The 13299-nt window shown below is 63.3% G+C and carries 11 protein-coding genes and 2 pseudogenes; 4 read left to right on the forward strand and 9 right to left on the reverse strand.

Going from position 1 to position 13299, the window contains the following annotated elements:
* Positions 1-40 precede the first annotated feature (40 nt).
* The 6 genes and pseudogenes from JN302_RS30045 to JN302_RS30070 form a co-directional block, all read right to left on the reverse strand.
* Positions 41-934, reverse strand: a pseudogene (locus JN302_RS30045) (ScyD/ScyE family protein); the annotation flags it as partial.
* Positions 907-1686 (reverse strand): formylglycine-generating enzyme family protein, encoded by a 780-nt coding sequence (locus JN302_RS30050; RefSeq protein ID WP_244846008.1) that lies wholly within the window; start codon positions 1684-1686, stop codon positions 907-909. The gene JN302_RS30050 and the pseudogene JN302_RS30045, both read right to left, overlap by 28 nt.
* Complete coding sequence (locus JN302_RS30055; RefSeq protein ID WP_202315140.1) at positions 1673-2734, reverse strand: ABC transporter ATP-binding protein; 1062 nt, start codon at positions 2732-2734, stop codon at positions 1673-1675. Before JN302_RS30055 ends, JN302_RS30050 begins: the two co-directional genes overlap by 14 nt.
* A gap of 2 nt (positions 2735-2736) precedes the next feature.
* On the reverse strand, positions 2737-3585 hold the full coding sequence (locus tag JN302_RS30060; protein ID WP_202330126.1) for a carbohydrate ABC transporter permease: 849 nt from the start codon (positions 3583-3585) through the stop codon (positions 2737-2739).
* A gap of 9 nt (positions 3586-3594) precedes the next feature.
* Entirely contained in the window at positions 3595-4500 is a 906-nt protein-coding gene (locus tag JN302_RS30065) for a carbohydrate ABC transporter permease (RefSeq protein ID WP_244742305.1), read from the reverse strand.
* Between the two features lie 122 nt (positions 4501-4622).
* Positions 4623-5880, reverse strand: a pseudogene (locus JN302_RS30070) (ABC transporter substrate-binding protein).
* Positions 5881-6383: 503 nt separating this feature from the next.
* On the opposite strand from JN302_RS30070, the gene JN302_RS30075 reads away from it, so the two are divergent.
* From JN302_RS30075 to JN302_RS30090, 4 genes are all read left to right on the forward strand, one after another.
* Positions 6384-7301, forward strand: a complete 918-nt coding sequence (locus tag JN302_RS30075) for an aldo/keto reductase (RefSeq protein ID WP_202307956.1) — start codon at positions 6384-6386, stop codon at positions 7299-7301.
* 21 nt (positions 7302-7322) lie between these two features.
* Positions 7323-8006 (forward strand): DUF6064 family protein, encoded by a 684-nt coding sequence (locus JN302_RS30080; protein WP_244742309.1) that lies wholly within the window; start codon positions 7323-7325, stop codon positions 8004-8006.
* A gap of 208 nt (positions 8007-8214) precedes the next feature.
* Positions 8215-9045 (forward strand): FAS1-like dehydratase domain-containing protein, encoded by an 831-nt coding sequence (locus JN302_RS30085; RefSeq protein WP_202315143.1) that lies wholly within the window; start codon positions 8215-8217, stop codon positions 9043-9045.
* 169 nt (positions 9046-9214) lie between these two features.
* Entirely contained in the window at positions 9215-9778 is a 564-nt protein-coding gene (locus JN302_RS30090; RefSeq protein WP_202307957.1) for a thioredoxin family protein, read from the forward strand.
* A gap of 53 nt (positions 9779-9831) precedes the next feature.
* Here the strand turns inward: JN302_RS30090 and JN302_RS30095 are convergent, their stop codons facing one another.
* The 3 genes from JN302_RS30095 to JN302_RS30105 form a co-directional block, all read right to left on the reverse strand.
* Positions 9832-10209, reverse strand: coding sequence for a c-type cytochrome (locus tag JN302_RS30095; RefSeq protein ID WP_202307958.1), 378 nt, complete (start codon positions 10207-10209; stop codon positions 9832-9834).
* Between the two features lie 511 nt (positions 10210-10720).
* Positions 10721-11497, reverse strand: coding sequence for a slipin family protein (locus JN302_RS30100; protein ID WP_202307959.1), 777 nt, complete (start codon positions 11495-11497; stop codon positions 10721-10723).
* Positions 11498-11509: 12 nt separating this feature from the next.
* Positions 11510-12895, reverse strand: coding sequence for an NfeD family protein (locus JN302_RS30105; RefSeq protein WP_446720684.1), 1386 nt, complete (start codon positions 12893-12895; stop codon positions 11510-11512).
* Positions 12896-13299 lie beyond the last annotated feature (404 nt).

A 13299-nucleotide genomic window follows, 5' to 3' on the forward strand; every position in this document is an offset into this window, starting at 1 on the left:
GCCTGTCGTCCCACACCAGCACAGACACCGGACGGGTCAGTCCTTCGAGAAGCGCTTCCGGCACGCCCGCGCCATCGAAACGAAGCAGCCGCCCGCTGCCGGATCGAAAGCCTGTCGCCTGGTCGAAGAGGCCGTGTTCGAGGACGAGCAGGCGCCCTTGGTCATCGAAGGCGATATCGACCGGCGCATTCAATCCCTCGCGCTCGACGCGCTGGGCCCGCGCATCATTGTCCTCGAGCAATGACACGACCTTTCCACCGCCCGCAACGAAAGGAAACCCGCCGAACAGCGAGACGTAGAGGCGCCCGTCGCGAAGCGCGATACCGGTCGGCACCGCGTCGACCGCGTGGGTGGTCCCTTTCGGGAACTCCGTGGGCGAGAGATCCTGCAGACCGGTTTGACTGATCCTCGAAAAGGCGATGAGGGTCTTCCTGCCGGTCCCGTCAGCCTCCAGCCGCTCGACCGTGTTGCGGGCGGCATCGACCACATAGGTGCTCCCCCTGGAGACGAGGAAGTCGTACGGGTTCCAGAAATCATCGTCTATCACGCGCACCGTTTCGCCATCGATCGCTAGGAGCGCGTGGTCGTAAGGTCCCTCCTCCAGATCGACAGGCGTCCAGCCTTGCGCGACGACATAGGCGCCTTCGACGGCCAGCACGCGGTAAGGACCGGTCGGATCGCCGATCACGTCGCGGCCATGCGGCAAGACCGGCCCAAAGGCGGTCAATGTGCCGTCCGGATGGCGGCGAAAGAGCCTCCCACCGGCGAGATCGGTGACCAGCAGATCATCTCCCTCACGGGAGAGACCCGCGAAGATGGCCCCCGCCATCGTGACGGTTTCGAGCCTGGAGCCGGGGCCGGCCCTGGGCTCGGCCGCGGCCACGGCTGGAAGCAGCATCAGGGCGATCAGGACGACGACCCGGAGCGAACGCATCGAAAGCCTCCATTCGCCGCGAAACGGAAGTCGGGATTGTATACAAGCCGAGCCGTCGTGGTGAGGCGGGACGGATCGCTGTTCCAGGATCCGCCGCGCAGCACCTTGAACCGGCCGGAAATCGCAGGGTCCGGCTCACCGAGGTAAGGCGCGTAGAAGTCGCGCGTCCATTCCCAGACATTGCCGACCAAATTCAGCACGCCCTCGCGGCTCGCTCCTTCTACGAAGGAATCGGCCGGCGCAGACATTTCATAGCCGTCCGCATCGTCGCCAGCGCAACATTCGGCCGCGCCCGCATTGGACTTCCCGGTGTCGGAAGGTGTCGAACCCCACGGGAACGCATCGCCGCCGGCTCCGCGCGCGGCGCGTTCATATTCCCGCTCCGACGGCAGCACCAGGCCGTAGTGGCGGCAAAAGGCGTCCGCGTCGTCCCAACTCACGCCGACCACAGGATGATCGTCCAGACCCAGCACCGGGTGATTGGCGTAGAAGGCGGGCCGATGGCCGGTCGCTTCAACGAAATCCCTGTACTCCCGGTTCGTGATTTCCGTGCGATTGATCACAAAAGCCTGGCCGTCGACAAGCCGGCGCGGGCGTTCGTCTTCGCGACCGTCCTCATTGCCGAAGATGAAGGGACCAGCCGCTATCAAAATCAGAGGATTGCCGGGAATGGGGTCATCCCCGGCCCTCGCACCGCTGGCGGCCAACAGCACGATCGCCAGGACAGATGCCTGCAACTCAGAAATCGACACGTCTCTGGCTCTCCGCATCGAACAGGAATGCCCTGTCAGCCGCGATCCTGAGACCGATCCGCTGGTCGATCTCGCCGGCAAAATTCTTGTCGGCGCGGATGGTGACGAGACGATCGCCGGCATAGACGCTGACGAGCGTGCTTTCGCCGGTCAGCTCGGCCGAATAGATCGGCGCAACCATGTCGGCACGGGGATCCGTGGCGTCGGCGACGTGGACATCCTCGGGGCGGATCCCGAGGACCGCACGGGGCAAATCCACCTGCCCGAACCCCTCGACCCTCAGGCCATCATTGGTGAAGACGCCGCTTGTTACGGCGCCGCCGATCAGATTCATCGGCGGCGAGCCGATGAAGCCGGCGACGAAGAGGGTACGCGGATCGTTGTAGATTTCCTTCGGCGTCCCGAGCTGCTCGATAACGCCCTTGTTCATCACCGCGACACGGTGGGCAAGCGTCATCGCCTCAATCTGGTCGTGGGTGACGTAGATCGTCGTCACCTGCAACTCGTGCTGCAGGTGCTTGAGCTGCGCCCGCATCTGCACGCGCAGCTTGGCGTCGAGGTTCGACAGGGGCTCGTCCATGAGGAAGGCCTTCGGCGTGCGGATGATGGCGCGCGCCAGCGCGACGCGCTGGCGTTGCCCGCCGGACAATTCCCTGGGCAGCCGGTCGAGCAGGCCGTCGAGTTCCACCCGCCGCGCCACGGCGAGCACCAGGCGGCGACGCTCGTCCGGCGGCACTTTCCGGATCTTAAGGGGGTAGCCGATGTTCTCTTCGACATTGAGATGCGGGTAGAGCGCGTAGGATTGGAAGACCATGGCAACGTCACGATATTTGGGCAGCAGGTCGTTCACCCGGTCGTTGCCGATGAAGATGTCGCCGGCGGTGGCTTCCTCCAGGCCGGCGATCATGCGCATGGTCGTGGTCTTGCCGCATCCCGAGGGTCCGAGGAGAACGAGGAACTCCTTGTCCTTCACCGCGAGGTCCAGATCGCTCACGGCGACGAACTGGCCGAATTTCTTGACAACATCCTTGAGCGTGACCGAGGCCATGTTCATCCCTTGACGGCGCCGAAGGACAATCCGCGCACAAGATGCTTCTGGACTATGAAGGCAAAGATCATGATCGGAATGCAGGCGGTGAAGCCGGCGGCGCTGATCTCTCCCCAATAGGTGCTGTACTGCGTGACCCGTCCGGCAATGCCGATCGGCAGCGTCTGCGACCGTTCGGTAAGGGTGAGGATGAGCGCGAGCAGGAACTCGTTCCAAGAGATGATCAGGCAGAAGATCGCCGTCGCGGCAAGCCCGGGGCGCGCGAGCGGCAGGGCGATCCGGAGGAACGCCCCCCAGCGCGTGTCGCCATCGACCATCGCCGCTTCCTCCAGTTCGACCGGCAGATCCTGGAAGTAACTCTTCATCATCCAGGTCGCGAAGGGAAGATTGAAGGCAGTGTAGGCCACGATCACCGCTGGTTTGGTATTGAGCAAACCGAGATAGTTGAAGGCGATGTAGAGAGGGATGATGGTCACGATCGGCGGCATCATGCGCGTCGACAGGATCCAGAATGAGATCTGGTAGCGCCAGCTGCCCGGATATTGGAACCGGGCAAGCGCATAGCCGGCCAGGGTTCCGAAAACGACCGAGACGATGGTGGTCGAGATCGCGATGATCAGGCTGTTGGCGGCATAGGTGAGGAACGGCCGTTCGATGAAAGCAGCGTGATAATGCTTGAGCGTCGGTTCCTCGGGAAACCACTGGGGCGGGACCGAGAAGATGTCGATGTCGTATTTGAACGAGTTCGCCGCGATCCAGTAGATCGGGAAAAGAGTGACCACCAGCGCCACCGCGATCGCCACATAAGCCGCGGCGGCCTGGAGTCTCGCACTCTTTCGGCTACGCATCATCGTCGTCACCTAGTTCGCGAGCCGCATGCGCTTGATGAACCACGTGCTGAAAGCGACGGTCGCAAACAGCACGAACAGCGAAATCGCCGCCGCATAGCTCGGATCCGCGAAACGATACGCCACCTGGTATATGTACAGGCTCAACGTCTTTGTCCGGTCGGCAGGCCCGCCCCCGGTCAGGATGAACACCAGGTCGAAAAGCCTCAGCGCGTCCATGATGCGGAGCAAAAGCGCGACCGCGATGACCGGTTTCAGGAACGGCAGCGTCAGGTCCCAGAACTGCCGCCAGGCCGAGGCGCCGTCGATCGCCGCTGCCTCATAGGGTTCGTCGGGGAGGCTGGACAGGCCGGCGAGCATCAGCAGGAAGATGAAGGGCGTCCACTGCCAGACATCGGCGACGATCACCGACAACATGGCCAGATTGACGTCGCCGGCCCAGGCCTGGAGGGGCAGGCCCAGCTGGAACATGATCTCGTTGAGAACCCCGAACTGAGGCTCGTAGATGAGCTTCCATGTGATCGCCACGGCGATCGGTGGCAACATCATCGGCAGCATCAGTACGGTCTTCAGGAAGTTCAGCCGCCTTATGTAGCGATCGAGAAGCAGGGCGAGACCGAGGCCGAGCAGGAACTCCGCGCCGACGGCGAAGACCGTGAACACAAGCGTGTTCCAAAGGCCGACATGGAACTGGCCGTCGGTGAGCAGTCTCAGGAAATTGTCCGCGCCGGCAAATTGCCAGGGAATGTCCGGATTGGGGCTTATCCGCGTCGTCGCGGCGACAAACATGTAGATTCCCGGGAAGATCGTCAGCGTCATCAGCACCAGGATCGCGGGCGCAAGCATCAGAACACGCAGATGGCGCTCGGACCAGCGCTCAAGCGCGCCGCCATCGGGCGCGCCTGCATGGATGGTCATCGGAACGTCCGTCGCCATATCAGGTCCTCATGCCGGCGGGCCGCGGGCCCGCACGGCCGCCCCCGCAATGCCGTACGACGTTCATCAACGGGATACCTCTCACAATCCCGCTCCGTGATCGGCTATTTGATGCCGGTGATCTGTTCGACCTCGCGCTGCGAGTTCTTGAGCGCCTCTTCCGGCGTGATCGTCCCGGCAACCGCCTTGGACAGTTCGATGCCGAACGTGTTCTCGATCTCGGGCCATTTCGGGTGGCGCGGCCGCGGCGTGGAAGCCTCAATGGCCTGCATCAGCACCGGATAGTGCCGGAACTTCTCCTGGCTGGTCAGATCCGGATCGGTGAAGGTGGACTTGCGCACCGGAGGATTGCCGCGCTCGGCCGAGATCTTGATCTGTTCGGGCGAGGTCGCCCACAGCATGAAGTCGAAGGCTTCCTGTTTGTTCTTGGCCGCAGCCATGATGCCCATGGTCCAGTGGCCGATCTCGGAACTGCCCGGCTTCGTGCCCGCCGGTATCTGCGAGTAGGAGATCTTGCCGACCATTCTCGACTGGCTCGGGTCCTCGAAGGTCGCGACCCAGTTGGGCCAGTTGATCGACGACGCCGCGGTGCCCGCCGCCAACGCCTGTCCGACCTCATTGGCGTTGTAGCTTTCGACGCCCTTCGGCGAGACGTCGCGCAGCGCCATGAACATCTCCATGGCCTGCGCCCCTTCAGGCGTGTCGATCGTCACCTTCGACCTGTCCGCGTTGAACATGTCGGCGCCGTAGGACCAGAACAGGGGCATGAAATCGGCGACCACGGGGTTGCCCTGGCCGCCGCGGAAGACGTAGCCGAAATAGCGGCCACCGCCTTCCTTGCTCAGGGACGTGGCCGCTTTCAGCACGTCGTCCCAGGTCTTCGGCGCCTCGACGCCGGCTTCTTTGTATTTGGCCGCGTCGTAGAAGAACATCTGCGCGTTGCCGACATAGGGCAGGCAGACATAGGGACCGGTGTTGTACGGGTTGCGGCAGATAGCCAGCGACTTCGACAGGAAGTCATTGTCGGGGCCGTCAAGCCCGGCTTTCCCGAAATAAGGCGTCAGATCTTCTGAGATGGCCGTTCTCGGCGAAGAACGGGATCCAGGGATCGTCCATCAGCACGATGTCGAAGGCGCCCGATTTCGTCTGTCCGGCATTCGCCGCCTGCTCGAACACATTGCTGTAGGGCGCCTGGACGATCTCGACCTTGACGTTCTTCGATTTCGAATAATCGGCAGCCGCGGCCCGAAGACCGTCACCTTCGCTGCCCGAAGGCACCAGAACCGTGAAATCAGCCGAGGCACCAGTCGCAACCAGCGACGAAAGCGCGACGGCCGCCGTGAGAAGCAGTTTCCGAAGCATTCTTTCCTCCCTTGCCAATGGAGGCCACGGCCATCCGGCGACGGGGTGCTGTTGCTTGCCGAAACAACTAATGCCATCCGCTTGTGGGAATGGCTGTCCGCGCCGGGCAAACGGGCGCAACTGCAGCACGACGTTCGCCATGGCGATCTGAGACGCATGGCTCAGCCCCGCTTCGGCCGGATGAAATGGCTGGGAAGCGGAGCCTTCGTGACCTTTGATTATCTTATGCCTTTCCCGGTAGGGCCACAATGACAACCGAGGCCCGCGGGGAAGCGGCTCGGGGACAGCTCGTCTTCCGGATCGCTGTTTTCCGAACTTCGCCGGCTGTGGCCTTGGGCCGGCGGCAAGGTCAATCCGCGCGTGAATGCGCCTTGACCCGATCGAAGGCCGCAAATAGCCATTCCGGTAGCGCCTACCTCTCCCGCTCGGCCGCACTACCTTTCCCGATGCCGTGCGACGCTCGGTCGGCGGCAGTCACGCAGCGCAGACGACGAGGTCACCTCATGATCACGACCCGGAGGTCTTTTGTATGCGGTGCCGGTGCAGCAGCGTCTGTGGCCGCATTCCCTCAGATTTCGCTCGGTGGGGCCCGACAGCCGGAGACCCGCCCCATTCCATCCTCAGGCGAGAGGATACCGGCAGTTGGGCTCGGGACATGGATCACGTTCAATGTCGGCGACGATCCCCTGCTAAGGGACGAATGTGCCGACGTCATCGCAGCCTTCTTCGCATCGGGCGGACGCATGATCGACTCCTCGCCCATGTACGGCTCGTCACAAGCTGTCGTCGGTCATGGTCTGGCAAAGCTCGGCCGGGCGGACGATGTCTTCTCGGCAGAGAAGGTCTGGACCTCATCCGGGCGAAGCGGTCCGGCACAGATCGAGCAGTCGCGCCGCTTCTGGGGAGTGCCTCGTTTCGACCTTGTCCAGGTCCACAATCTTGTCGCATGGAACAAGCATCTCCCGACGCTTGCTGAGATGAAGGCTGCTGGCCGGCTCCGCTATTTCGGCATCACCACCTCGGAGGGCCGCAGACATGATCTCCTCGAAGAAATCATGCTCAGCCATCCGCTGGATTTCGTGCAGCTCAGCTACAACATCGTCGACCGCGAGGCAGAGAAGCGGCTCCTGCCGCTTGCAGTCGAGCGCGGCATTGCCGTGATCGTCAACCGCCCCTTCCGTCAGGGTGCTCTCACCAGACACCTTGAAGACCAGCAACTGCCCGGCTGGGCATCCGAGATCGGCGCTTCGAGCTGGGCACAATTCATCCTGAAGTTCATTCTCTCGCATCCGGCCGTCACCGTCGCCATACCCGCGACCACCCGGGTCGACCACGTGCGCGAGAACATCGCCGCCGCTTCCGGTCCCTTCCCCGATGCCGCGATGCGCGACCGGATGGCAGCCTATGTCCGCGACCTCTGACAGCGGCGGTCGGCGACCGGCATGATGTCGGAGTGGTGGACCTACCGTCCCGAAGATCTCCTGCTGTTCTCCCCGCGCGCTTACTGGCGCTTGTTTGAGCTGCTCAATGCAGAGCTCTGGCCCGTGCAGGTCCTGGCCTTGGCTGCCGGCCTCGTCATTGCAGTTGTGGCGTTCCGCCCCGGACGCAACCATGACCGATGGATCCCGCTTATCCTGGCCGCAGCGTGGACCTTCGTGGGCTGGTCTTTCCTGTGGAACCGGTATGCGACGATCAATTGGCCGATCGCCTATGTCGCACCGGCCTTTGCCCTCCAATCCGCTCTGCTGCTGCTTGCCGGCACGATGCCCAAAGGTCTGGTCTTCGGTCGGCGCGGCATCGGCGGCCGTGCCGGACTGTTCCTGGCAACGGTCGGCATTGTCGCATATCCCGTACTTCCGCCCCTGTTCGGGCGTTCCTGGTCGAGCGCGGAGCTGTTCGGCATGGCGCCCGACCCCACAGCGGTCGTCACATTGGGCCTCCTCCTCTCCGCGCGCGGCAGACTACCGTCGATACTCATCCCAATTCCGCTCGCCTGGTGCCTGCTCAGCGGCACGACGCTTCTTGCGATGAACGATCCGCAAGCCTGGTTCCCCTTTCTGGCAGCCGTCATTGCGCTCGTTGCCGCAGCTCTCAACATGATCGGCAGCCGATCGACCCAGGCATGAGAACTGGCATGCTTCGTCGACAACCCCACCAGAGTTGGAAACCGCGAGGCTCTTTCGGCGCATCCGGCGCTGCTGCACATTGCGGTGGAAACGCCTGGCTGGATCATGAATGGCGGCGGCGCGCCGGCGGCGTGATATCAAGGGCAACTCGGTGCCGTCGCTTGGCGCGCATACGGATGCGATCGGCAAGGGAAACAGGGAATGGGCCATGGCAGAGATCGACATCGAAGGGATTCGGAGTTGGATCGGATGCACCGAGACTGCTCAAGACACCGTCACGCCTCGCCTCGTGCGCGAGTTTCGCGCGACACTCGGAGATAATGCGCTGAAACGCGCCGACATCGCGCCGCCCGCTATCCACTGGTGCCTCGCGCCAACCGCGCTTCCGCCCGAAAAGCTCGGTCGCGACGGCCACCCCGAGAAAGGCGGCTTCCTGCCGCCCGTGCCGCTGCCGCGGCGCATGTGGGCAGGCGGGCGCATCGCCTTCCATGAGCCCCTGCTCGAAGGAGACGAGGTGACCCGGACGTCCCGTATCGCCGACATCGCCGCCAAGACAGGCAGGAGCGGCAGTCTGGTATTCGTCACGGTCGAGCACGAGTTCGCCACGGAACGGGGCCTTGCCGTGCGCGAGCAACAGGACATCGTCTATCGCGAGGATCTGGCCGCCAGCGTCGCGCCTCCCGCGGCCGCAGAGGCCGCGGGCGCATATCGGGTGGTGGTCGAGGCGACCACGACGCTGTTGTTCCGCTATTCCGCGCTCACCTTCAACGGCCATCGGATCCACTACGATGTCGACTATGCGCGAGAGGTCGAGAACTATGCCGGGCTTGTCGTGCACGGCCCCTTGCAGGCAACCTTGATGCTGCATCTCGCGACCAGGCTGAACGGCGGCAACTGTCCCGCCCGCTTCAGCTACCGCGGTATGGCTCCTCTCTTCGCCGGCGCGCCATTCAGCGTCAATGCCGACGCAACGGGCCTTTCATTCTGGACCGCGAGCGACACAGGGCATGTCGCCATGCGCGCCACGTGTGAACGCTGAAAGGGGAAGCGCACCTTGCTTCATGCGGCATTTCAAGTCTCGGTTCACTCGACGGTAACCGATACCGCCGCGCGACATCCATGCTATGATCGGCACCGGTGCGGGGTCGGCGACGGGCGTTGTTGCGCCTTGGGCAGATCCCGGCCTCGCTTTTGCGAAGGAGGCCGAAATGGCTGCAATCCCCCCTGTGTGCGACTTCGGCTGGCCGGCGATCGACGCTGTCCTCCCCGGTATCGACGGTCGGGATCATTCGATACTCGGACAAGCCGGTCCCAACGGCCTGGTGGTGGCCTTCATCTGCAACCACTGCCCCTATGTGAAAGCGGTAATCGGGCGCATCGTCCGCGACGCCGCCGATCTGAGAGCCGAGGGTATCGGCTTCGTGGCGATCAACTCCAACGATGCACACGCCTATCCCGAGGATTCCTTCGACAACATGAAGCGCTTCGCGGCCGAGCACCGCTTCCCCTTCCACTACCTCCACGACGAGACCCAGAAGGCGGCGCGTATCTACGGTGCCGCCTGCACGCCTGACTTCTTCGGCTTCAACCGCGAGTTCAAGCTGCAGTATCGCGGCCGGCTCGACGCTTCCCGCAAGGAGGAGGGTCCGCCCGACCTGCGGCGCGACCTTTTCGAAGCGATGAAGGAGGTGGCCAGGACCGGCAAGGGACCGAGCGAGCAGGTCGCATCGGTTGGCTGCTCGATCAAATGGAAGGAACGCGAACTGCACTGACGGGACGCCGCGACACGGCGACCCGTGGAGGGTAGAGGGACGGTCGCCTCGAATTAAGGATGCTGTTTCAGATAGGCGATCACATTCGCCAGATCGTCATCCTTCTTCAGGCCGGCGAACGCCATTTTCCCGCCTTTGATCATCCCCTTGGGATTCCTCAGATATTCCGTCAGGCTGGCGTCGTCCCAGACCAGCCCGGCCTTGCCGGCTTCGATCATGGCGGACGAGTATTTGAAATCCGGATGCGTGCCGGCCGTCCGGCCGATGACCCCCTTCAGAGATGGGCCGACCTTGTTCTTGTCCTCGTCGGCGACGTGGCAAACCTTGCATTTGTTGAAGACCTTTTCGCCGGCGGCGGCGTCCTGCGCATGGGACTGGCTTGCGGCGAAGGTCGCTACGGAGATGGCGGCGAAGAATGCGATTGCGCGCATGGCGTTTCCTTCATCGATCGTCGGAACTCTGGACGACTTGACCCATGCCGATGCTTCGACCCCGCCGGCATGCGCGTTGACGCGGGAAAGCGGAATGCCCGCTCCTCCCGAAGGAATTGCGGCGCCTGCATGTTGCGACAAGCTAAAAGGCCTGCAGTGGAAGTCAACGGCGCCAAGATGCCGCGGATTCCAGGAAAACACACATTCGACAATAACATAGCAGCTTTCACAGTCGCCTCCTGCGAGGAAGGCGGCACGTCATGGAGCCTGCGGGACCGGGCAGTTGCCGCGGACCGGGCAAGGAGACGCGGCCGCGTCCGACCCGCCATCGATGCCTGCCTGTTGCGGCCTCAGAAAGAGTCCCGCCGATCGCTCGCAGCCTCCGAAAGGCCCCGCTCGCGGCGCGGAGAGCCCGCACCGGCGGTCGAGGCCTCGTGGATGCGTGAGCATCCGCGACCACTGGATGGGTCAACTTCCAGGCACAAGCCGTCCGATGGGGCGGACGGAAGCGTCAACCCGTTGCCGATCGCCTTGCCTCCCCAGTTCCCTGCCCGAGATGGCTCAGCAGGTCGACCGGCAGCGGGAAGACAACGGTGGAAGACCGCTCACCTGCGATATCGTGCAGCGCCGCGAAATAGCGCAATTGCATGGCCAGCGGTTCCTCGGCAAGGATGCGGCCGGCTTCGACGAGCTTTTCGGCCGCCTGCTGTTCGCCTTCCGCGTTGATCACCTTGGCGCGGCGCAACCGTTCGGCCTCGGCCTGCTTGGCGATGGCGCGTATCATGCTCTCGTTGAGGTCGATATGCTTGATCTCGACATTGGTCACCTTGATGCCCCAGGCATCGGTCTGCTGGTCGAGCATCTCCTGGATGTCGCTGTTCAGCCGGTCCCGCTCGGCCAGCATCTCGTCGAGCTCGTGCTTGCCGAGCACCGAGCGAAGCGTGGTCTGCGCAAGCTGGCTCGTCGCCGCCATGAAATCCTCGACCTTGATGATGGCCCGCTCCGCATCGATGATGCGGAAATAGAGAACGGCGTTGACCTTGACCGAGACGTTGTCGCGCGAGATCACGTCCTGCGGCGGGATGTCCTGCACCACCACTCTCAGGTCCACCCTGACCATCTGCTGCACGAAGGGAATGAGGATGATGAGCCCGGGGCCCTTGACCCCCGTGAAACGCCCCAGCGTGAACACGACACCGCGCTGGTATTCGCGCAAGATACGGATCGCCGCAGAAAGAAACAGGACGATGGCGAGCGCAATGACAAGATAGCTTACATATTCGATCATCGTGAACACCCTTCATTTGTCGTCGTCGGGCCGCCCCACCACCAGGGTCAGTCCGTCGACGGCCGTCACCCGGACCGTTTCGCCTGGAACAAAGCCCTCTCCTCCCCGTGCCTGCCATCGTTCGCCTTGCGCCGCCACGTGCCCGGCATCTCCCGACCAATCCAGGATTTCAACCGGCAGGCCACGCATGGCCTGGGTCCCAATGCGCGCCGGGATTTTGCGCGCCCGCCACAGATAGCGCCCGGTGAGCAAGGTCAGCCCGAAGATCATGGCTGCCGCGATCGCTATTACCGTCCACGACAGTTGGAAGCCGGGCGCTTCGACCCTGAGCAGCATGCTTGCGCCGAGGAGAAACGCCACGAGCCCGCCAAGGCCAAGAACAATGGTCGGGTTGAAAGCCTCGACGATCAGGAAGACGATCCCCAGAAGCATCAGAGCGAGGCCGGCATAGTCGATCGGCAGCAGGTCGAGCGCAAAGAGACCGAGCAACAGACAGATGAGGCCGATCACGCCCGGAGCGACCGCACCGGGCGTGGAGAACTCGAAGACGAGACCGTAAATGCCGATCAGCATGAGGATAACGGCGACGTTAGGATTGGTGATCACCGAGAGGATACGGATCAGCCAGCCCGGCTCCAGCGTCTCGACGCGCAAGTCCCTTGTCGCGAGAGGCCGCTCTTTCCCATCGGCGCCCTTCACGTCCCTTCCGTCTATTCCTTCGAGGAGTGCGGGCGTATTGCGGGCAACGAGATCGATGACACGCTCTTTCAGTGCTGCGTCGGCGGACAGGCTGGCAGCCTCGCGCACGGCCTTTTCCGCCCAATCGGCATTGCGCCCCCGCAGTTCGGCAAGACTGCGGATGAAGGCCGCGGCATCATTGGTCGCCTTCGCCGACATCGTATCTTTTGGCGGCGGCGCCGTCTTGTCTCCCTCCTTGCCGTCCTTGTTGTCGTCGGAGGGTGACGGCAGTCCCGGGAATGGGCTTCCGAGCTCGACGGGCGTCGCGGCGCCGAGATTGGTGCCTGGGGCCATCGCCGCCAGATGGGTGGCGTAGAGGATGTAGGTGCCGGCGCTCGCGGCGTGGGCTCCCGAAGGAGCGACGTAGCCGACCACCGGAACGGATGAGGCGAGGATGTCGGCGATGATCTCGCGCGTGCTTGAGACGAGACCGCCCGGGGTGTTCAGCCGCAGGATCGCGATCTCGGCATCCCGTTCGGCTGCGGTCGCCAGACCGTCCTTCACATGTCTGGCGGTTGCGGGCCCAATGGCCCCGTCGATCTCGATGACGAGTGCAAGCCGGCCATTGCCGCTCTGTTCCTGTGCGATGGACAAGAATGTGGCAAGCCACGCAGCAGCAGCCAGAACCAATGCCAGAACAACCGCACCAGTTCGTTTCACGCCTACAACTCCATACATTAGATATGGGGCCGCAGGCGCCGAAATCCATTTTTGCACGCTCACGTTGGTGAATGCGGCCATGCCGCGGGGTCGACCACCATCGCGTCAGGGTCAGGTAAGGTCGCGGCAGCAGATCGGCGAGACGATCGATGGCGCCAATTCTGACGGCTTTGGGGGTCCCGAAGATACGATCGAGACAGGAGGCCGCATCGGACTCGAGTCCGACGCAGAACGTGTCTATGCCCATCCGGTTCAGGCCGAGCACGGCCCTGCGCGCATTGCGACGAACGATTGCGTCTTGGTCCCGGCGAGGTTATTGCTTGACGATGACTCAAGCAGAAAGGAGGGCTGCGTGATCACGTTCTTTCGTCACCACCGTCAGCGCGGCCCCGTTCAGGCCCTGC

The sequence above is a fragment of the Mesorhizobium sp. L-8-3 genome (genome assembly GCF_016756615.1).
GTDB lineage: Bacteria > Pseudomonadota > Alphaproteobacteria > Rhizobiales > Rhizobiaceae.

Excerpts from the sequence above, each read along its gene's own strand:
- JN302_RS30055 (WP_202315140.1), bottom strand. The coding sequence starts at position 2,734 with ATGGCCTCGGTCACGCTCAAGGATGTTGTCAAGAAATTCGGCCAGTTC.
- JN302_RS30060 (WP_202330126.1), bottom strand. The coding sequence starts at position 3,585 with ATGATGCGTAGCCGAAAGAGTGCGAGACTCCAGGCCGCCGCGGCTTAT.
- JN302_RS30065 (WP_244742305.1), bottom strand. The coding sequence starts at position 4,500 with ATGACCATCCATGCAGGCGCGCCCGATGGCGGCGCGCTTGAGCGCTGG.
- JN302_RS30075 (WP_202307956.1), top strand. The coding sequence starts at position 6,384 with ATGATCACGACCCGGAGGTCTTTTGTATGCGGTGCCGGTGCAGCAGCG.
- JN302_RS30080 (WP_244742309.1), top strand. The coding sequence starts at position 7,323 with ATGATGTCGGAGTGGTGGACCTACCGTCCCGAAGATCTCCTGCTGTTC.
- JN302_RS30085 (WP_202315143.1), top strand. The coding sequence starts at position 8,215 with ATGGCAGAGATCGACATCGAAGGGATTCGGAGTTGGATCGGATGCACC.
- JN302_RS30090 (WP_202307957.1), top strand. The coding sequence starts at position 9,215 with ATGGCTGCAATCCCCCCTGTGTGCGACTTCGGCTGGCCGGCGATCGAC.
- JN302_RS30095 (WP_202307958.1), bottom strand. The coding sequence starts at position 10,209 with ATGCGCGCAATCGCATTCTTCGCCGCCATCTCCGTAGCGACCTTCGCC.
- JN302_RS30100 (WP_202307959.1), bottom strand. The coding sequence starts at position 11,497 with ATGATCGAATATGTAAGCTATCTTGTCATTGCGCTCGCCATCGTCCTG.